The sequence below is a fragment of the Bifidobacterium sp. SO1 genome, from assembly GCF_018555335.1.
In the GTDB taxonomy this organism is placed as follows: Bacteria; Actinomycetota; Actinomycetes; order Actinomycetales; family Bifidobacteriaceae; genus Bifidobacterium; species Bifidobacterium simiiventris.
This window is the reverse complement of record NZ_JAFEJR010000027.1, coordinates 1-20,645: the sequence shown is the minus strand read 5'-3', so window position 1 is coordinate 20,645 and position 20,645 is coordinate 1. Positions and strand designations below refer to the sequence as shown.

Below are 20,645 nucleotides of genomic sequence, written 5' to 3'. Positions count from 1 at the left end.
CTGTTCTGCTGCGAGGGCACGGCGGAACGTTTCATCCTCAGTACGCTCATCGAACGGGACGAACTCATTATCCCCCAATCGCAAATCATCCGAAACCGGACAGACGGCGATTGGGCGGTGAAACGCACATGACACCATTCCGGTGACAGCGACCTATCTTGAGGCGACAATTATCAACGCTTATGCCAACTGACGGCACGAATGCCTCCGGACAAAAGTTCGGAGGCGTTCCCATTTTCACAGGAACAAGAAACTGTCCGGCATCTATCAATGTTCACATGAGAAAAACAAACAAAGAGTAGCCAATGACTGGCGAAAACAACAACGAAACCCCATATGAGGAAACCTATCATGTGCAGGTCCACTACTTTTATGACACGTTCACGTCGGTGTGTGACGAACTGCGACAAAGCGTGTACGTCGACCTGTACAAGGGCAAGACTCGCATCGACTCACTGTCCGTGAAATGGGAAGGCGACCTGTACTCTTCAGGCCGTCGCGATCCGGTCAACGAACTGAACGTATCGTATGGGGATCGAAGTCGATCTCAAAACGATCTTCGAGTTCCCCCAGACTTCGATGTTGACAAGTATCTGGACAGCCGATTGCAAGCCGATCGTCAACGCATGAACCAGTCCGAAAAGAATTGTCCGGTATACCTAAGTGTTGTGACTGGTTTTTGGTTTTTCTGATATGTTCGTGTGTTTTCTTTCATGTTGTCGTCCTGTTGGATGTGATTGTGCGGTCGCGTGAATCGTCTGTTGTTTCATGGTGTATGTTGGGATCACCTTGGCATGGGTGATCGTTGTTTTCCTATCGGGAAGGAGGGGGGAGGATCATGGGTTCTGAGCGTTGGTTGACTCGTGACGAGACCACGTATGTTCGTCCCGATGATCCCAATGCCGTCCAATAGGGACTGTCTCGGAAAGTGTGTAACTGGCTTCGATCGCCGGTCGTGAGGCCGGCGGGAAAGGGCCTGTGATGAGCACGCCGATTGAGACAATGGAAGCCATGACAGCGAAGACAACCGCCGGCAAGGAAGCCGCGGCGAAGAAACCAGGGAAACGCGGTATAAGGGAATCGTCCCCGGCCGAGCGGGAGCTCGCGTTGGAGATGATCCGCCGCGCCAGGGAGCAGGGCCTCGACCTGACCGGCCCGGACGGCCTGCTGAAGCAGTTCACCAGGACCGTGCTGGAGACCGCCCTGGACGAGGAGATGACCGAGCACCTCGGACGCGGGAAGCACGAGAAAAGCGTGGAGGGGCGTGCCGCGAACACGCGTAACGGGACGACCGCCAAAACGGTCGTGACCGATGCGGTCGGTCCGGTGCGGATCGAGGTGCCCCGGGACCGGGACGGCTCGTTCGAGCCCGTCATCGTCAGAAAGCGGCAACGCCGCCTGAACGACGTGGACGAGGTTGTGCTCTCCCTGTACGCCAAGGGGCTCACGACCGGTGAGATCAGCGCCCACTTCAAGGAGATCTACGCCGCACAGGTCTCCAAGGAGACCATAAGCCGCATCACCGAAAAGGTGGTCGATCAGATGAACGAATGGTCCACGCGCCCTCTGGATCCGGTGTACGCGGCGGTGTTCATCGACGCGGTCCATGTCAAGGTGCGTGACGGCCAGGTCGCCAACCGCGCGTTCTACGCGGCGATCGGCGTGGACCTGGAGGGCAACCGGGACGTGCTGGGCATCTGGGGGTCTCCGGCCGCCGAGGGCGCCAGGCACTGGCTTGCGGTGCTCACCGAATTGAAGAACCGCGGGGTCGGGGACGTGTTCTTCCTGATCTGCGACGGGTTGAAGGGCCTGCCCGACGCGGTCGGCGTGGTCTGGCCCAAAGCCGTCGTGCAGACATGCGTCATCCACCTGCTGCGCAACACGTACCGGTACGCGTCGAAGAGGGACTGGAGCGCCATCGGCAACGATCTCAGGCCGATCTACACGGCCGTCAACGAAGCTGCGGCGGAACGGGCGCGCGACGAGATGCTCGACAAATGGACGTCCAAATATCCCGCCATCAGGGGTCTGTGGATGAGTGCGTGGGACCGGTTCGTCCCGTTCCTCGACTACGACGTGGAGATCCGTCGGGTGATCTGCTCGACGAACGCGATCGAGAGCCTCAACGCGAGGTTCCGTCGTTCGATCAGGGCGCGTGGCCACTTCCCGGACGAGCGGGCCGCGTTGAAGTGCCTGTACCTGACCGTCAGGTCATTGGACCCGACCGGCAAGGGACAGGTACGATGGACAACACGATGGAAACCCGCGTTGAACGCGTTCGCCATCACCTTCGCCGACCGCTGGCCGGACGACAGGAACTGACAAATGAAAACCCGCCAGTTACACACTTAATGAGACAGTCCCGTCCAATATGGTGAACTGTGTCATCTGGTGAAGAACCTGTACAACGCGTGCCTGTACGATCATCGGCAACGCTTCTTCGACAATGAGGCGAAGATGATCACATGGCAGACGCAGCGGGTGAACTTCGTGCATGACGATAATCCGGATTACCGGGCGTTGCCGGCGAAGATCGCCGGCGAGGTCGTGCAGGAGGTTGGTCGTTGTTTCAAATCGTTCTTCATGTTGAACCGGAAACGCAAGGCGGGCAAACTTCCCAAGCAGATCACCCGAGTGCGGATACCCGGCTATCTCGACAAGCAGGGCGAGCATACGATCACGTTCCCAAGGGATACGATCGCCAAGCATCCGGTATGGCGTGCCGATCTCAACCTGTGGGAGCAGACCATCTGCCCCAAGGATCTGGATTTGCACGTGTATACTCGCGTACGCGACGTGACCATGATCCGCATCCAACCGGTCGGAGCCGGGTATCGCATCCACGTGGTCTACAAGGAGGAACCACTCCCATACGAGTGGGTGCCCGACAACGGCCGGTACGCGTCCATCGACTTGGGCGTGGACAACATCATGGCCGTGTACGTCAACGATGCCAAGATCAGCCCGTTCATCGTCAAGGGCGGACCGTTCAAAGCCGTGAACCAGTGGTGGAACAAGATCATCGCCAAGGACAAGACGCTGCAATCCGACCGGTATGTGTTCCCGAACGACCGGTACAAGTGCATCGAACAATGCCGGAAGGAGAACCACAACGACAACCTGACCCAAGACCCGCGCGCCTACGAGTGGACGAAACGCATGCGCAAGGCTTCCCTGAAACGCAAACACCAAATGGACTGGCTGATCGGCAACCTCACTACCACGGTCGCGAATTACCTCAGTTCCATCAACATTTCCCGCGTGATCGTCGGATGGAATGCTGATTGGAAGCAAAACGCGAACATGGGACGGAAAACCAACCAACAGTTCGTCCAACTGCCGTATCGGAGAATACTGAACCTGCTGACGGACAAGCTCAACGAACTCGGCATTCCCGTCACCGAGGTCGAGGAATCCTATACGTCGCAAGCGTCGTTTCTTGACCGTGACCCGATCGGAGTGTACGGTGCGCATGATAATCCTTCCCACTATTCCGGCAAGCGGATCAAACGCGGTCTTTACCGGAGCAAGAACGGAACACTCATCAACGCCGACGTCAACGGTGCCGGCAACATCATGAGGAAAGCAGTCCCCGACTCGGTTGTCTACGCGAAGGGGATGGAGGCTCACGCAGTGGAGCCGGTGAACGTCAGGGTTCTGACGCTCACGAAGAACGAGGCGGGAGGCTTCCACTCCCTTGGAAGGAAGCATTCCCGGTCCCACACAACCCGCTCCTAGGAAAAGCGGGCGGACGAACGCGCGACCATGCAAGACTATGTAACGCCATGCACGATCACACGCAACCTCGAACATACTGTCCACAGAAAAGAGTGGTGGGAGATACCCGCCAACCAAAACAAGGAGGAACCAATGACCACCATTAACGCCGACAATCTCGCCGCCTACAACGTGAACGACCTGTTCTACATCATCACCCGCGACAAGAACATCACGCTCGCCGAAGATATCGCAGTCGCACTGTACAAGAGGGGCGTGAACCCGTCCGAGATCGCAGTCAACGTCGCATGGGCGTTGCGCAAGATTCATGGACATGACCCGTTGAATCAGATCAACGACAGCATTCATCGCGTCATGCTGGACTATCTGCTCGCAGGTCAGAAATGCCCGATTCTCATGACGATGGTTGACCTCACGCTTTGGGCTAAGTAACTCACGAACAGTAAGTCAGGCTATAGGAATGCCTCCGAGCCGAATCAGCCGGAGGCATTCCTATATCTAGAGTCAACGTTTCCAAACCTGTTTCACGTCCTCCGGCCGGATCGTCCACAACGTCGCCTGAACCCACTCATGCGGCAGATCATCATACGGGACGATCACGTTCTCATGCCATAGCTTGCGTCGCTCGTCGGTCGGCTCATCCCAGTGTTCGTCCAGCCACCGGTCGTACGTCGCATCATCCCAATCATGCGCCTCCAACGGCGGGGTCGGCCAGTCGTTGATCACCATGTTGAACGCATCGAAACGGGTGAACAGGCACCGCCGCGGATCAACCCTTAAATGGATCAGATCACAGTCCTCATAGCCTTCACGGAACCATCTGCTCCGCCGATCGGGCCGATGCCGCACCATCCCCTTATCGTCGACCCATTGCGCCCACGCCCACACGGGCGTCGCATCCGACGAAGGACGGTGCAGACCGGCCGCGACCATCTCGGTCTTCAGCCACTCGTAGGCGGGCTGAAGCGAATCCCACCACTCCGCATCACCATCCGACCGAACACAATCCGCGCGAGCGCCGATCATGCTCGGCGTATACCCACCATACTCCGTAAACGATCGTTCGATCAACGGCCATGACTGGAACGAATACAAATCAATCATGCCGCACGTCTGTTCCAACGGTATGCGGCACTTCGAGCCGCCCGGCGAGTGGCAGTCACGCCGGCACCTTCATACTCCGTACCAGCCACTTCGATTCCACAGGAGCAGCGGACCTGATACCGTGACGTTTCCTCGTCGTCCCCATCATCGAACCAATCCGGTTCCACTGGTTCCATTGCAAGATCGTTGCCTCCGCAGAACGGGCATGGTTTCAGGCTCCCGTATTCGATTCGAATCGGATTATGGTCTCGATCACGCATGGCGAAACCGGTCTTGAATGAGTGGAAACCGTTGCCATGACGGGCATTCCATCGGATATCAGCCACGTCATTCTCAAGCTGGGCGAACCCATGCCTGTCACGTAGGAACACGGGTGTTCGGTCTTTGCCCAATGTCAGTTGGTCGTCATGCAAGGCAAGAACGCCATGGCGGCGAATGTTCCGTATCATGGCGGTCACTTTCACGCCGATCAGCTCCTCTAGGAATCTGCCATGCCAGAAAACAGCATCCGGCAGCCCAATCATTCGAACGACCGGGATATCTCCCCCTAGATAGGTGCCGGGTTTAATCAGACCCGTCTCTGATACCCGTCCGAGACGGAGGCTTATTTCCGTCGTCTCAAGACAGAGTTCACGTGCGTTCGAGTGAAACGTGAGAACGCCTGAATATCTGGAATCGCAATACAACACGTTTGCTTGGATGCTATTCAATTCATCGGCCCGTTGTCCCCGCCACCATTCTTGGATGGTGTCATCCACTGCCAGCTTCTCACTCACTGGCTATCCTTCGACCCTCTTGTCAGCATGTCCATGATCGTATGCGCTCCCTGTATCGCATCAGGCTCCAGATCGTCCATGAACGAGTATTCCATTGACATGGCTCCGTTCTCCAAGTCGGTGAGTTGGATGACGAGCAGTGGCATTGCGGATTCCGGCATGTCCGTCGGATTTTCGAACATTTCGTACCGGTCGTACAGCAGATGCTCTCCGTTTGGATCATCCTCGGTGAGCGGCGTATCCTTCACATGGTTGAGCAGTTTCGCGATGTCCGGTGCGATGCCGATCTCGAAGCCGACATGCCCAGTGTCGACGCCGGTCACAGTGACGGCGGCCACGCAGCCATCCGTAATGTCCCTGTCATCGTCATGCAGGTCACGGGCGGTGAGCAGTAGTGTCGTCATGGTCGATCATCCTTTCGTCGTTGATCCTATCCGATGCCATGCGTCCGAAACGATCCGACCGCACAAGATCGTGTGAGATTCGTTTTTCGATCATCCGAATTCCATATCCCGGATACCAGTGGATTCGACGGACTGATCCGATTAAAGTAGGGGTTACCTTTGGTTTTCTCTTTCTCCCGTTCCAAAGAGAAGTCTGAAGAGCAAAGGCTTGACAGGGATCCGATCCGCCGTGAACGTCATGAACCATATGGTTCATCGGAAAACCGCACGAAGAGGCGTTCTAGTCCAGCAGCCGGGCGAAACGGGGCCACTACGGCACCCGAGGCTGACCCTGACACCCCGCAAGGGATGTCGTCCAGCGGAGGCGTTATTAACCGGATCCACGACGGGCCGGGCCGAAAGACCCGGCCCGCACTGCATTGAGGACATGAAAGGATCAATGGTGACAAACGCGCGGGGACGGCATCTGAAAGAGATGACGAAAGCCCTACGCATGGCGGAGCCGCTGGCCGTCTCCTACAAACGCAGACTCAGCGGTAGACTCCAATACATCATCTGTGACGACAATGGGCCACAATTCCTTATTCGTTGGAATCCCGACAATTTCGCGCATCTGTGTGGGCTTCGATTCCATGCTCCATTTGTCCTTCAAAAAACCAGGAACGGACGATCCGACGCGGAAATGCTGTTGGATCTCCTCTGTAACGGGTTGGATTCTTTCACTCCGAAAATGCTTGACGGTATCGCCGCGAATCTCGATTGGAGTGACAACCACGGATACTTTCAAGATAAAATCCGAACGCTACCAATTCTGTTGCAGGATCCGCTTGACATGACCAACGTGGTCTTGACAACCCATCTTCTAATGATCAAGTATGTCGGTCAAGCAGAGTATCGGATCGGATTGTCGCCGTTGACCAGAACTCCTTCTCCTATCACCGGAATCGATTGGTATTTCCCGCGTAGCTTTCGGAAGGGACCACCTGAACGGGAAGCATATAGGGATCGGTCAAAACCTGTTTATACTGTCAAAACCACTTATCTGATCTGACTCCCTCACACGTTTTTCGTGAACGGGTTCTCGTGGTTATCGGCCTTATGGATCACCCTGTGTTCGAGCACATCGAACAGGTCCTGCATGAACCGTTCCATGTCCTCATCCGGTTCCAGCTCGCCGACCGAGCGTAGCGCGCGGGCGAACGCCATGCCAAGCAGATCCGTCTGCTCACCCTCCGACAGGTACGGTTCGTCTGCCTCATGGACGGCCGTCTCCGCCGCCTTTCGGGCCGCCTGTTTGACCTGTTCGATGCTCATGCTGCCGTTGACGGTCAGGTTCACGATGATCGGCCGGGACCGCGCCTCACGATCCAGTTCCGCCCGCCGCTGTTCGACCAGCCGGTGATACTCGCTCCAGAACGCGTCGCCCAATCTTTCCGCATCCGGTTCCAGCCGTTCGATCGTCGGCCAGTTCTCAGGCCCCCACGGATACCCCATATTCATGCTCCTTACAATGTCGGGAATTGACCCACCAGTGCCGGTTTCAACGACGGGCGCACGCCGCGCAACAACCATTGACGGATGATCCGATTCAACAGGTTCACCTCGGTATCGTATGCGCTGTCGGCGCGATACAAGGTCGCCGAACATGACGAGTGTCCCGGCTCATCCAAGGAGAAGACCACCGCATGAGACCGGTTCGCGATCAGCGCGGAACGGGAACCCTGCGGCGCATATAGTCGTATCGTCTCCCCCACGTCCGGCCGGCAATCATATTCGGTCAAGGTCAGATCATGCGCGTTCGCCGCCTGACGGATCGCGACATGCAGACGATTCCACCGCGTGAATCGGGCTTCGATGCGCTTCAGCGTCTCCGGATCATCCGCATGATGCTCACGCGCCTTGAACAGGGCGGCGCGCAGGCCCTGCATGTCGTGCGTCTGTTTCGATGGCTTCATACCGTCAGTTTATGCGTCCGTTCGCATCGAGATAGTATCGAATGACAAACGTGCGGAACATAGAGGAACGTTCCAATTAACCGACCATAGGAGACGACGGGAATGAGGTTCGAATCCAAGGAGGAGTTTGCGGAATACATGCGCCGGAACGGCCTGACCCCGCCGGACGAATTCATCCGACTGGGCATGATCGTCGCCGCGAAACGTCACGCCGATGCCACGGCAACACGAAATCAGGCCGCCGATGAGGATGGCGGGGAATGACCGATATGATGCCTGTGCAGGAGAAAAAATAGGGCGAGGATATACCCCGCCCGAGTCGAGGACCACCCGTTTCCGGCCAGCCCTTATATGCCAGTCATCATAGTGGTTTTCCTCCTCGAATGCCAGTCGCTCTGCGGAAATTCCAAGATGTCAATGGTCTGCGGAGGTGGCATCTTTCTTCGTCTTTCGTCTCATCCGGCATTGCAATGCGAGTCGGGATATACGTTCGTCTCGTTCCGTTTTGAGCCGGTATTCCTCGCGCATCCGCTCCAGTTCGCGGTCGCCCGGTTTCGCCATGACAATTCTCCTTCTTTCATCCCGCCCGAACAGGATACCTGTCTTCCTTGGCGAGAAATACCGCCGTCGCATGATGGTCGCGCTTGCGTCGAATCGTTCCGCCATTCGTCCCATGTCCATGTTTTTTTGGGTATGTAAATTAGTTGGTTGGTTTTTGTCTATTTTAGTGGTTGAAGATTGAGTTATCCACACGAGGGTCATTTGTAAAATCTTTGGTTGGATGGTCTGTGTTTGTTTGTAAACTTTCTGGTTGAAAGGAAAGGTGCAGGCAATGGGTGAACCGAAGACGACATTCGACTACGTGGGAGAGATCTGGAGCATTGCGGACTGGGTTCGAGACGTGATCCGTCCCGCCGACTACAACAAGCTGATCCTGCCGTTCGCGTTGCTGCGTCGTCTGGAATGCGCGTTGGAACCCACCCGTGACGCCGTGTGCAAGGCGTACGAACAGCACGGAAAGGACTGGGGGCTGGAGAACGAGGCGTACTGCGAGTATTCCGGCAAATCGTTCTACAACATCTCCAGTTTCCGTCTCAACGATCTCGGCGTGAACAACACCCTCGATGCGCTCATGACCTACGTGGATGGGTTCAGTCCCAACGCGCGTGACATCCTCACCCGGTTCAAGATCCGCGAGACCTGTCAGGACCTTCAGGACGAGGGCATGCTACACGAGGTGTGCATGCGATTCGCCGGTTTCGACCTGAGTCCCGAAACCGTGTCTGACCGTATGATGAGCGACATCTACGAGCATCTGATCCAACGCTACGGCGAGGAAATCGCGCAGGGTGCGGAGGACTTCATGACCCCGCGCGACGTGGTTCGTCTCGCGGTCAGCCTCGTGTTCGCCAACGAGGACGCGTTCCTGAACTCGAATGACGGCTCGGTTCGTTCCCTGTACGACGGAACGTGCGGAACCTGCGGGTTCATCAGCGACGCCCTTGACCTGCTCGACGAATGGAAGGAACGCAATCCCGGCAAGGTATCCGCGTCCATCGTCCCCTACGGTCAGGAACGCGAGGGAGTGACCTGGGCCGTTGGCAAGACCAATCTGCTGCTGCGCAACGTGAGCGCCAAGGGTCAGGACCGTTTCGACCGAATGAAGGATCTTTCGGAGCACATCATGCAGGGCGACACCCTGTCCGATGACCGATTCGAGGGCAAGACGTTCCACTACCAGCTGACCAATCCACCGTACGGCAAGGAATGGAAGGTCGAGGAGGATGCGGTGCGCAAGGAGGCGTCCTACGGGTTCAAGGGCCGGTTTGGAGCCGGTCTGCCAGCGATCGGCGACGGTTCGATGCTGTTCATCCAGAACGTCGCCGCAAAACTCAAGCCGGTCGAAGAGGGCGGTGGCAAGGCCGCGATCGTATTGTCCGGTTCGCCCCTGTTCAACGGTGACGCCGGTTCCGGCCCGTCGAACATCCGACGTTGGCTGTTCGAGAAGGACTACATCGACTGCATCGTGAAACTGCCCACGGAAATATTCTTCCGCACCGGCATCAGCACGTACATCTGGATACTGTCCAACAAGAAGCCAGAAGGCCGCAAGGGCATGATCCAGCTCATCGACGCGTCCTCGAAACGCGTCCCGTTGAAACGGAACCTTGGAAACAAGCGCTACGAGATCAGCGACGAACAGATCGACTGGATCACCCGCACCTACATCGACGGCCACGACCACGGCGACAGCGTGATCGTCCCGGCCGAAGAGTTCATGTTCCGACAGATCGCAACCCGCCAGCCACTGCACATGCGCATCACCGTGGACGCGGAGCGCACGGACGAACTGTTCGCGGTATCGAAGCCCATGGGCAAGACCGACGAAGCAAACCGGCGGATCATCCGCGACTGGATGACGGAACATGACGGCGAGACCCACGACTACCAATGGGCAGCCACGGCCGTCAACGAACTCGGCAAGCTCATGGACAAGCCAAAACCGCCGAAATCGCAACTGCACAAGGCCATCACCACCGTGTTCGGCATGCGTGATCCCGAAGCTCCCATCGCCGTGGACGACAAGGGCAACACGATCTACGATCCCGAACTCAACGACAAGGAGAACATTCCCTACGGAATGGAATTCGACCAGTACATGCGCACGGAGGTGCTTCCCTACGCGCCTGAAACCAGCATCGACCCGAACGTGAAGGACTCCGGACCATTGCAGGACGACGGCGTAGGCGCGGTGGGCACGTCCATCAGCTTCAACCGCTACTTCTACCAGTACGAGCAGCCACGCGACCCCAAGGAGATCGCCAATGAAATCCTTGAACTGGAAGACGGGGTCGAATCGTTCATGAAGGGATTCCTCAAATGAGAACGCGAGAGGAAATCCACAATGTCGACTGGTTCGGCGTAATCCCGGACGGCTGGGAGATGAAACCACTCAAGGCACTGTTCACGTTCAGCAAGGGCATGACCGTCACCAAAGCGGATCTGACCGACGAAGGCGCTCGGGTCATTAACTACGGGCAGGTCCATTCGAAGACGAACACCGGCGTGACTATCAAACCTGAGCTGATTCGCAACATCGCGGTGGACAAGGTTCCGACGAACGCGAAGACGGCAAAATCCGGATCCTTCATCTTCGCTTGCACATCCGAGGATCTGCAAGGATGCGGGGATTGCATTTATCTTGATACGGAAACCGGAGCCTACGCCGGAGGCGACACTATTCTTCTGTCGCCAAATGATGGATGTCCTGATAATAAGTTCCTTGCCTACCAGTTCCTTACCGATGAATGGCGCTATCAGCTTCGTAGGGATTTGGTTGATGTCAAGGTGTTTCACGTCAACGGCGGCAATCTCAAGGAAACGTACGTCATACTGCCGCCTGTTGAGGTTCGCCGTGCCATCGTCTCTTATCTGGATGCCCATTGCACTCCCATCGACGAGGCGATCGCTCGGCATCGTGAAGCGATCGGCAAGCTGGAGGAGTACCGTCGCGCGGTCATCACCAAGACCGTGACCAAGGGACTCGACCCGAATGCACCTATGAAGGACAGCCGCATCGGCTGGATTGGCATGATGCCGGCGACATGGGAGGCCAAACGCATCAAGTTCGTGGCGAAGCTGGCGAGCGGCGGCACTCCCAGCCGCGACCACGCCGAATACTGGGATGGCGATATTCCATGGGTGAAGACAGGCGAGCTTAACGGCGGATATGTGCTGGACACCGAAGAACGCATCACCGATCTTGGACTGGCCAATTCCTCCGCGAAACTGTTCCCCAAGGGAACACTGTTGATGGCCATGTACGGGCAGGGGAAGACCCGTGGCACCACGGGCTGCCTCGGCGTGGATGCCGCCATCAATCAGGCGTGCGTGGCCTTCACATCTTTGAACGGGATTCTGAAAGACTATCTTTGGATGGCTTTACGCGCCATCTATGTGCCCATCCGGGAAGCAGCCGTAGGATCCGGGCAGCCGAACCTCAGTTCCGCTCTCATCAATAACTTCTCAATTCCGGTTCCTTCATACGATGAGCAGGTTGAGATTGCGACCTATCTTGATTGTCAGTGTGCTGCGGTGGATGATGCGATCGACCGTCAGAACCAGATCATCGGCAAACTTGAAGAATACCGGCGGAGCCTGATTCACGCGGCGGTGACGGGCCGAATCGACTGCACGAAGGGAGCGATGGCATGAGCGTGAACGACGACCTGCACAGGGAGAGGCATTTCGAGGGGTATCTGACCCGCATGCTGGCCGGCTTGGATGATTCCGATTGGCGCGTGAGCCAGACGGATGAGGGTTTCGACCCGCAGACCGCATTGTATTGGCCGGACTTCATCGAATTCCAGCGGGCGACAGTCCCGGAGAAGCTGGAGAAAATGGAACGCATGCAGGGCGCGAACTGGGAGAACAACCTGCGGTTGCAACTGGTGCGCGCGTTGGAGACGGACGGCACGATCAACGTGCTTCGCAACGGGTTCCCGTACGCCGGCTATCAGACGATCAAGGGTTCCGCATCCTATCCGTCCGATCCGCGCATCCCGAACGCGAAACGGGATTACGACGCGAACATTCTGCGCGTCATGCGGCAGGTGCATTACCAGACGCAGGGCGGCAAGTCGTTGGATCTCGTGTTCTTCGTCAACGGCATACCGGTCGCTACCGGCGAGGTGAAGACCGAACTCACCCAGTCCGTCGAGGACGCGATCGACGAGTACCGTACCGAACGCAAGCCGATCGAACCGGGCACGAAACGCCGCAACTACCTGTTGATGTACAAGCGCGGCGCGGTGGTGCATTTCGCGATCAGCGAGGACGAGATATGGATGTGCACCGACCTGTCCGGCGACTCGCCGCGCTTCCTCCCGTTCAACCGCGGCACCGAGGACGGGCACGCCGGCAATCCCCCAGCCGAGGACGGTGACTACCGCACCTCGTACTTCTGGCGGCAGGTGTGCCGGCGAGACAACTGGCTGCACATCTTCCAGTCGTTCGTGTTCGAGGAGGTGTCCAGAAAGGAGGACGCGACCGGGCGGATGCGCGAGCGGCGCACGCAGATATTCCCCCGCTTCCACCAGTGGGACGCGGTGACGCGCATGCTCTCCGACGTGAGAGAGAAGGGCGTGGGGCAACGCTACCTGATCGAGCATTCGGCCGGGTCCGGCAAGACCGAGACGATCACATGGACCGCGCACGAACTGGCCGACCTGCGCGACGCGAAGGGCAACGGCGTGTTCTCCAGCGTGATCGTCGTCACCGACCGTCTCTCATTGGACACGAACATCAAGAAGACGATCGGACAGTTGAAGAACGTGCCCGGCTACGTGACCGAGATCGGCACCGACGCGGAGGGTCATCGCACGTCCGACACGGCGAAGAGCCGTCAAGTCGCCAAGGCCCTCTCCGACGGGAGAGAGATCATCGTGGTCACGTTGCAGACGTTCCTGTACGCATGGCCCCTGATCGCCGGCGACAGGAACCTGACCGGCAAGGGGTTCGCGGTCATCATCGACGAGGCGCATTCCGCGCAGGAGGGCAGCAGCGCGGCAGCGTTGAAGAGCGCGTTGAACATGGCCTCCAACCGGCTCAAGCTCGATGTCGCCTCGAACCTGCCGCAGACGGACGGCGACGTGACGGACGAGGACATGGTGACGGAGTACTTCACGCGCATGCAGGCCGCGAACGTGATGCCCGCGAACGTGTCGTTCTTCGCGTTCACCGCGACCCCGAAGGCCGAGACCGAGACCCTGTTCGGCCGTCCTTCCGGCAGGCTCGACAAGAACGGGCAGAACATTCCCGAATCGTTCCACAAATATCCGATGCGGCAGGCCATCGAGGAGGGGTACATCATCGACCCGCTGTCCGGGTACATGCCCTATAGGACCGCGTTCAAGCTGGCCGAGGAATACACGCCCGACCGGCTCGTGGACGAGAAGACCGCCCGGCGTGTGATCGCCCGGTGGAAATCGTTGCACTCGACGAACGTGATGACGAAGACCGAGCTGATCATCGAGCACTTCATGAGAAACGTCGCCCCGTTGCTGGACGGGCAGGCCAAGGCCATGATCATCACGTCCAGCCGGCCCGCCGTGGTGCGCTACAAGTACGCGTTCGACGCGTATCTCAAAGCGCACCCGGAATACGACCGGTCCAAGATCGAACCCCATTTGCAATTCAAGGTGCCCGGCGAGCCGTTGGTCGCGTTCTCCGACAAGGTGAGCGGGTCGAAGTGCGTGCTCGACGACGAATACCTCAACGACAACCCGTTCGCCGAGATCGACCCCGAATACGATTACACCGAGTCGAACATGAACGATCTCGGCTACCAGAGCGTCGAGAACGCGTTCGACACTCCCCAATACCGGTTGATGATCGTCGCGAACAAGTTCCAGACCGGATTCGACCAGCCGAAGCTGTGCGCCCTGTACATCGACAAGCCCATAGCCAACGACATCGAGATCGTGCAGACCTACTCGCGCGTCAACCGCACCTATCCGGGCAAGGACCGCGTGTACGTCCTCGACTTCGTGAACGACCCCGACACCGTGGTCAACGCGTTCCGCAAATACGACACTGGCGCGCATATGAGCGAGGCGCAGGACACGAACATCGTGTACCGGATCAAACAGCAGCTCGACCAGTCCGACATCTACACGGCGGACGACTTCGACAAATACCGCGACGCCCAATACAAAGCAGTCAAGGAAGCCGTCGACGACAAGGGCCGCGACACATACCGCCGCCGCCTGTACAACTCGGTGAGCCTGCCCGCTGACCGGTGGATGAGCCGGTACCGGGCGCACACCACCGCCTACGCGACATGGGCCGACGTGCTCGACCATGCCGAACATGACCATGACACGACGACCATCCGGCAGGCCCGACAGCGCATGGAAGAGGAGCAGACGGAGCGCGACAGGCTCGTCACGTTCCGCAAACTGCTGAAACGCTACTGCTCCGCATACACGTTCATCAGCCAGATCGTCGACCTCGGGGAACCTGACCTCGAGGTGTTCAACGGGTTCGCCAAGCTCCTCGCGCACCGCATCGCCTCCACCGGCCTCGACCAGATCGACATCAAGGGACTCGTGCTCTCCGACTACCGGATCGACCGTCTGCGCCGAGACGACGACGGCAAGGATCGGGAACTCAAGCCGATGGGAGCCGGCGGCGGTCATGGTGGCGCGTCCAAACGCCGCAGCCTGAAACGCATCGTCGCCAAACTCAACGAGACATGGGGAGACGACGTGAACGTGATCGCCGCAGCCCGCGTGGTCAACTGCATATCCGACTACGTGGCCGCCGATACCGTCACGCAGACGCGCATCGCGAACTCCACCAATTCGAAGGAGTCCGTGGTCAACGACGGGCGCATGAAGAACATCATCAAGTCCGCGCTCGTGTCCATGGTCAGCAACGATCTGGGAGAACTCGCCGCGAAGGCCATGAACGACCCGCAGTCGATCGACTCGCTCACCGATCAGGTCTACGACCAGATCGCGATGAGGCGACGCTACGACATCCCCGACATCCAGAAGTACATCGAACAGGCGGAGCGTGACCATGACGAACGGTGACTCGATCATCAAGGACCTGTTCGGCATCGTCGACTGCTCCCTCCTGTCCTTTTCCGAGGGCATGGAGAACGGGAAACGCTGCAAGACCATCCACCTGACCTACGACGGCCCGGTTCCCCCGGAGTGCGCCATGTGCGGCGGGAAGACGTACAGTCACGGGCGACGCGACCTGAACATTGCGGACACCCCCATGGGAGGGGTGCCGACCCGCATCGTCATCACGTTCCCGCGACGCCGGTGCAGCCTGTGCGGCAACCTGTGGCAGCCCACGTTCTCGAACGTGAACGAGAAACGCAAGATGACCGACCGCGCGTACGCGGACATCGCGCAACGCTCCCTGCGCACCACGTTCAGGGACGTTGCCGAAGACTACACGCTCACCCACATGACGGTCAAGAACGTGTTCGAGGACTTCATCCACGACTACGAGTGGCGGCTGCGGTTCAAGACGCCCGCGTTCCTCGGCATCGACGAGATCAAGATCAAGAAGATCGGCGAGGTCACCGTCATCACCGACCTCGAACACCGCACCCTCTACGACATGCTCAAAGGCCGCAACCAACAGGCGCTGACCGACTATTTCATGAGCATGCCCGACCGCGAGCAGGTATTGTGGGTATGCTCGGACATGTACCGCCCGTTCCAGAAAAGCATCGGCACGGCCATGCCCAACGCCCGCTGGGCCATCGACCACTTCCACGTCGTCATGAAGGCCAACGAGGCCATCGACACGATCCGACGAGACCTCCAACAGGGCATGAGCAAACGCAGCCGCATCAACACGAAACGCGGCCTCGCGTACACGCTCAAGACCCGCCGCCGCGACCTGAGCGCAGAAGAGGCCATGAAGATCCGGCTCCTGCGTGATGATCCCGAACTCAACCCGCTGGCCGTCGCGTTCGACCTCAAGGAGGACTTCTTCGACATATGGGACGAGAACCCCCAATCCAAGGACAACGCCATGAAGGCGTTCGACGAATGGGAGCGAAATATCCCCGAGGACAAGCAGTACGACAGCTTCCGCACGCTCGCCCAGACCGTCCACAACTTCCACGAGCAGATCTTCCATTACTGGGACTGCCCCATAGCGATCAGCAACGGGTACACCGAATGCGCGAACCGTCTCATCCGCGAGACCAACATGAAGGGACGCGGCTACTCGTTCGAGACCCTACGCGGGCGAAGCCTGTACCGCAAAAGCAACCTGCTCTCCATCATCAACGGCGACAGGTACGAGATCGGTCCGCGCATCCTCACGAACGGGCCATTGTTCACCACCGAAGCCATCGACACGGACGACCCGACCGAAGACGAGGATGACGACTGGGAGCCGTTTCCTGAACCCGAATACGACGTGGACGAAACCACCGGAGAAATACTCGATTGACGCCAAGGGGTCGACTCTGGATTCGCCCTACATGTCAAAAAGCGTTAGAATGGGTATATAAAATACCGAAACTGAAAATAGAGAGAAGCTGAACCGTGATTAGACTTACCGCATTGACCTTGGATGGGATACGTAACATATCCCACGGGATCATTACGTTCGATGATCTGGAAACCGGAGGTTCCGTTACCGGCATCTACGGGCAGAACGGGTCCGGCAAGACCTGCATCATCGACGCGATCGACATCCTCAGAAGCCTGATCGCAGGACGCAGGCTCTTCGAAGACAGCGGGGATGCGGTCAACGCCGATACGAATACCGCCACGATCACCGCGCTCTACCGTCTGACCGAGGATGAAGCCATGGTGTCGTATGTCGAGTACGCCGTAACGTTGGAAGGCGGGCATGAGGATCGCATGGCCCGTGTGATCGGCGAGGAGCTGCGAATCGGGAATGATCCCAAACGCATGGGGCGACCGGTTCTGAGCCGCCGTCGCGTAGCGGGGAAAATCGAAAGACTCCCGGCCTATGTTTGGAGATCCCTTCTGTCCGTCGACGACATCAGAGGCGACTGCGAGTTCTTCGACCGGGCGAACCAGTTCGATGGTATGTCCTTCCTGTTCGCTCCCTACTCGTCCGTGTCGCATCGGCAGGATGATGCGGGCGGATTGATGATAAGCCGGTTCGTGGAACTCGCCTTGGCGTCCAAGGGATTGTCGTCCCGCACCGTCGAATATCTGACCGGCAAGGTGCTTCCCACAGTCAAACTGATGAATCGTCTGGCGGAATATGCCGCGAACGACGTGTATGTGTCGACCACGAGACGAAGCAGCATGGCAAGCTACCAGTACGCGCCGATCACGGACACCCGGACCGGGCAGACCATTATTTTGAATCTGCTCGAACCGAATCTCATGACGGATGACCGTCTGGCGAGAGTCCATGAAATCATCGACACGTACAATCTGCTACTGCCCGCACTGGTCCCGCACCTGCACCTGTCGTTGAAGGAAAGCCCGGCACCCTCGGACGAGCAGGGGAACCGTCGCACGCAGGTCGAGGTCATGTCGTCACGTGGCGGCGCGACGTTCCCGTTCCGCAACGAATCGGAGGGCATCATCCGCATCACCATGCTGTTGTCCTTCTACATTCGCGTCTACAACGATCCGAACGTTCTCGTCGCCGTCGACGAACTGGATTCCGGCGTATTCGAGAATCTGCTCGGCGATATGCTCCGACAGATCGCCTTCGGCATACGAGGACAGTTGATCTTCACCGCCCACAATCAGCATCCTCTCGCGGTCCTGCCAAGCAAATGCATGAGAACCACGGTCGTGGATCCGGACAACCGGTTCAGTCAAGGCCCGAAGGTCAAACCAACGAACAACGGGCACAACGTGTATCACAACAGTGTTGATCTTGGATGGGACGGCCCCGACCTGTATGAGGCTCCACCCGCCCGCATGTTCGCCAACGCATTGTTCCGCGCCGGGCACCCGAAGAAAACGAAGACGGAGGGCATCCATGCCTAAGAGAAGAATCCTGCTGCTTCTCACGGAGGGTACAAGCGACGCCAACGCATTGGCGGCTCCACTCCAGAAACTGTTGAACGAGGTGCGACTGGGTGATTTCCAGATCAGATGCGATGTCACCACGGCTCGTCTCTTTCCGAACAACTTCAAGGGAAAGCATCATTTCATTCCGGGGTGGAATGTCGGTCTGACGGTGGACGGACTTGTCGACGAATACCTGGCACAGCAAGGACGGGAGGCAACGAGCTTGGGATGGGTCGCGCATCTGACCGATCTGGATGGCGCGTTCATCGACGATTCACTGGTGACTCAAGACACCTCATTGGATAGGAGAATTTATTCGCCCACCGGAATCATCTCTCCGAACCGTTTGGCCACATTGACCGAACTGGAGGAGAAACGCAGATGCATCGATATACTCGTGAAGAAAACCAATTTCCAGCGCAGCATCAAAAAGAATAAGAAGACGGAGGAGGCGTGGAAGGCTCCTTATCGCCTGTTCTATATGAGCCGCAATCTGGAACAGGCATTGCATGAGATCACGGAGAATCTCAGCGACGAGGAGAAGGACGATCTGGCGGCGGGCTTTGCTGAAGACAACGCTGATCCCGCCGTATTCCAAGCCAATCTCGAACAGGCCGCGAAACGACACGGCGACATGCCGAGCTGGGAAGCCTCATGGAAATACGCGAAAGACATGTCATCCCGTCACTCTCTGGAATCCGGCAGCAACCTCAAATGGATAACCGACTTCGTATCGAACTATGGTGCGAAGGTGGTAAGGACAACCAAAGACTAGCAGCGTTCGGGCAACTCAGGAGGAGAGCATAGCCGTACGCTGCTATCTCCTGAACGCCACATAAACCGTGTTTCGTATAATTCTTGGTTGAATCGATGTTGTGTCATTGAGTAATTCCAACCAAGACTCAGAGCGGAGAGTAACTTCCTTATAGATTCTGAGTCTTGGTTTTTCAACCACTAATTTTACATACCCCTTCTTTCATCCCGCCCGAACAGGATACCTGTCTTCCTTGGCGAGAAATACCGCCGTCGCATGATGGTCGCGCTTGCGTCGAATCGTTCCGCCATTCGTCCCATGTCCATGTTTTTTTATCGGATCCCTCGGATCGTGGATTCGATCATCAACGGCACCCCCGGCGAATTCATCCGCATCGCACTCATGCGTCTTATACAAGGCGGGGCACGATCATGGGGTGTGTTTTCCGATGGTGCGCTCATGGAAGATCCTCACGTCCGGATGTTTTTTTGATGCTCTCCTTGCGACATGCATCCGATATGTGTGTGGACGCGCTTGCTGACATTAAAAAATGGGAGTAAATTTTCATTTGGTTTTATAATTGCATATGGTTTCAAAATTGCAAGGAGGAAACCGTTGGACTGGATGAAACTCATCGAAGAACGCCTCGCCCCACTCGCCGAGGCAATCGTCCCCAATCTCCCCGACTGCCGGGACAAGGCGATCAGAACCCTCGAAGACACCTACGGGGTCAGCCGATTCAAATACACCAAGCAATACGCCGACCTGTTCAATCTCGGACTGAGAACCAAAATAGAAGCCTCCGATATTGGCTGGCTCAACTTGGACCCCCATACCAACAGAATCCATCTCACCGACCCCGACACCCGACTCAGCATCCGGGTCATCAAAAAATTCGCCCTCAACGGGCCACTGCCGCCGGCGGGACACAACAAGAACCGCATCGAAGCATGGTGCCAGGAACCACTCCCGGAATTCCAGACCAAACCGCAAGGCCGTTACCCACTCGAAGGCATCGAACTGATCGTCATCTGGATCGAATACCGGAATCGCTTCGATTGCATGGTCTGTCAGCCCACCGACGTCGGCTCCTTCCCCGAAGGCGCTCCAACCGCATTCTGCCTGCCTCTTGTCCCCGGACAGCCGGCGTTCGCCAACGAACGATTCATTCGCAAAACCACTGCGGAGCAACTGATCATGCCGACGCATAATATCATTGTGACGGAACCGAAACAGCATCTGATACTGGAGTGAGAAAGCATGAGCGAGTTCAATCCCGAGCGCATCACATTGGCTCTCGCCCTCAAAAACTGGACTCGCAAGGAACTCGCCGAACGATGCGAGACCTCGTCGGCAAGCATCACCCGACTCTG

19 protein-coding genes are annotated in these 20,645 nt (G+C 57.6%); 13 read left to right on the top strand and 6 right to left on the bottom strand.

The genetic code is table 11. The features are described from left to right. Window positions 1-305: 305 nt before the first annotated feature. The 4 genes from JS541_RS13970 to JS541_RS13955 all read left to right on the top strand — a co-directional run bounded on the left by JS541_RS13970 (window position 306) and on the right by JS541_RS13955 (window position 4,170). Entirely contained in the window at window positions 306-692 is a 387-nt protein-coding gene (locus JS541_RS13970; RefSeq protein ID WP_214375109.1) for a hypothetical protein, read from the top strand. Between the two features lie 319 nt (window positions 693-1,011). Continuing rightward, window positions 1,012-2,322: an IS256 family transposase gene (locus JS541_RS13965; protein WP_338023538.1), complete on the top strand. Its 1,311-nt coding sequence runs from the start codon at window positions 1,012-1,014 to the stop codon at window positions 2,320-2,322. 57 nt (window positions 2,323-2,379) lie between these two features. Further along, window positions 2,380-3,738: a transposase gene (locus JS541_RS13960; RefSeq protein WP_346428317.1), complete on the top strand. Its 1,359-nt coding sequence runs from the start codon at window positions 2,380-2,382 to the stop codon at window positions 3,736-3,738. Between the two features lie 132 nt (window positions 3,739-3,870). Beyond that, complete coding sequence (locus JS541_RS13955; protein WP_214375107.1) at window positions 3,871-4,170, top strand: hypothetical protein; 300 nt, start codon at window positions 3,871-3,873, stop codon at window positions 4,168-4,170. Window positions 4,171-4,242: 72 nt separating this feature from the next. On the opposite strand, the gene JS541_RS13950 is transcribed toward JS541_RS13955, so the two are convergent. From JS541_RS13950 to JS541_RS13940, 3 genes are read right to left on the bottom strand one after another with little or no spacing between them, the layout of a single operon-like run. Then, window positions 4,243-4,842, bottom strand: coding sequence for a DUF3841 domain-containing protein (locus JS541_RS13950; RefSeq protein WP_214375106.1), 600 nt, complete (start codon window positions 4,840-4,842; stop codon window positions 4,243-4,245). After that, a complete protein-coding gene (locus JS541_RS13945) occupies window positions 4,839-5,618 on the bottom strand; it encodes a hypothetical protein (protein WP_214375105.1) in 780 nt (259 codons plus the stop codon). The genes JS541_RS13950 and JS541_RS13945 overlap by 4 nt, the downstream gene beginning before the upstream one ends. Then, entirely contained in the window at window positions 5,615-6,022 is a 408-nt protein-coding gene (locus JS541_RS13940) for a hypothetical protein (RefSeq protein WP_214375104.1), read from the bottom strand. Before JS541_RS13940 ends, JS541_RS13945 begins: the two co-directional genes overlap by 4 nt. A 427-nt stretch (window positions 6,023-6,449) precedes the next feature. Between JS541_RS13940 and JS541_RS13935 the strand changes: the two genes are divergently transcribed. After that, on the top strand, window positions 6,450-7,073 hold the full coding sequence (locus tag JS541_RS13935; RefSeq protein ID WP_214375103.1) for a hypothetical protein: 624 nt from the start codon (window positions 6,450-6,452) through the stop codon (window positions 7,071-7,073). 5 nt (window positions 7,074-7,078) lie between these two features. Here the strand turns inward: JS541_RS13935 and JS541_RS13930 are convergent, their stop codons facing one another. Both JS541_RS13930 and JS541_RS13925 read right to left on the bottom strand, forming a co-directional pair. Continuing rightward, window positions 7,079-7,516, bottom strand: a complete 438-nt coding sequence (locus tag JS541_RS13930; RefSeq protein WP_214375102.1) for a hypothetical protein — start codon at window positions 7,514-7,516, stop codon at window positions 7,079-7,081. 11 nt (window positions 7,517-7,527) lie between these two features. After that, a complete protein-coding gene (locus tag JS541_RS13925) occupies window positions 7,528-7,977 on the bottom strand; it encodes a hypothetical protein (protein ID WP_214375101.1) in 450 nt (149 codons plus the stop codon). A 102-nt stretch (window positions 7,978-8,079) separates the two neighbouring features. On the opposite strand from JS541_RS13925, the gene JS541_RS13920 reads away from it, so the two are divergent. Then, window positions 8,080-8,241, top strand: coding sequence for a hypothetical protein (locus JS541_RS13920; RefSeq protein WP_214375100.1), 162 nt, complete (start codon window positions 8,080-8,082; stop codon window positions 8,239-8,241). Between the two features lie 150 nt (window positions 8,242-8,391). On the opposite strand, the gene JS541_RS13915 is transcribed toward JS541_RS13920, so the two are convergent. Further along, window positions 8,392-8,538 carry a hypothetical protein gene (locus JS541_RS13915; RefSeq protein ID WP_214375099.1) on the bottom strand — a complete coding sequence of 49 codons (147 nt, stop codon included), beginning with the start codon at window positions 8,536-8,538 and terminating at the stop codon, window positions 8,392-8,394. Between the two features lie 271 nt (window positions 8,539-8,809). Here JS541_RS13915 and JS541_RS13910 point away from each other — a divergent pair, with 271 nt between their 5' ends. The 7 genes from JS541_RS13910 to JS541_RS13880 all read left to right on the top strand — a co-directional run bounded on the left by JS541_RS13910 (window position 8,810) and on the right by JS541_RS13880 (window position 20,526). Then, a complete protein-coding gene (locus tag JS541_RS13910) occupies window positions 8,810-10,861 on the top strand; it encodes a class I SAM-dependent DNA methyltransferase (protein ID WP_214375098.1) in 2,052 nt (683 codons plus the stop codon). After that, window positions 10,858-12,192, top strand: a complete 1,335-nt coding sequence (locus JS541_RS13905) for a restriction endonuclease subunit S (protein WP_214375097.1) — start codon at window positions 10,858-10,860, stop codon at window positions 12,190-12,192. The genes JS541_RS13910 and JS541_RS13905 overlap by 4 nt, the downstream gene beginning before the upstream one ends. Beyond that, entirely contained in the window at window positions 12,189-15,575 is a 3,387-nt protein-coding gene (locus JS541_RS13900; RefSeq protein WP_214375096.1) for a type I restriction endonuclease, read from the top strand. Before JS541_RS13905 ends, JS541_RS13900 begins: the two co-directional genes overlap by 4 nt. After that, on the top strand, window positions 15,562-16,962 hold the full coding sequence (locus JS541_RS13895; protein ID WP_214375095.1) for an ISL3 family transposase: 1,401 nt from the start codon (window positions 15,562-15,564) through the stop codon (window positions 16,960-16,962). Before JS541_RS13900 ends, JS541_RS13895 begins: the two co-directional genes overlap by 14 nt. Window positions 16,963-17,057: 95 nt before the next feature. Further along, window positions 17,058-18,494, top strand: coding sequence for an AAA family ATPase (locus tag JS541_RS13890; protein ID WP_214375094.1), 1,437 nt, complete (start codon window positions 17,058-17,060; stop codon window positions 18,492-18,494). Continuing rightward, complete coding sequence (locus JS541_RS13885) at window positions 18,487-19,293, top strand: hypothetical protein (RefSeq protein WP_214375093.1); 807 nt, start codon at window positions 18,487-18,489, stop codon at window positions 19,291-19,293. Before JS541_RS13890 ends, JS541_RS13885 begins: the two co-directional genes overlap by 8 nt. A gap of 594 nt (window positions 19,294-19,887) precedes the next feature. Next, window positions 19,888-20,526 (top strand): hypothetical protein, encoded by a 639-nt coding sequence (locus JS541_RS13880; RefSeq protein ID WP_214375092.1) that lies wholly within the window; start codon window positions 19,888-19,890, stop codon window positions 20,524-20,526. Window positions 20,527-20,645: the final 119 nt, after the last annotated feature.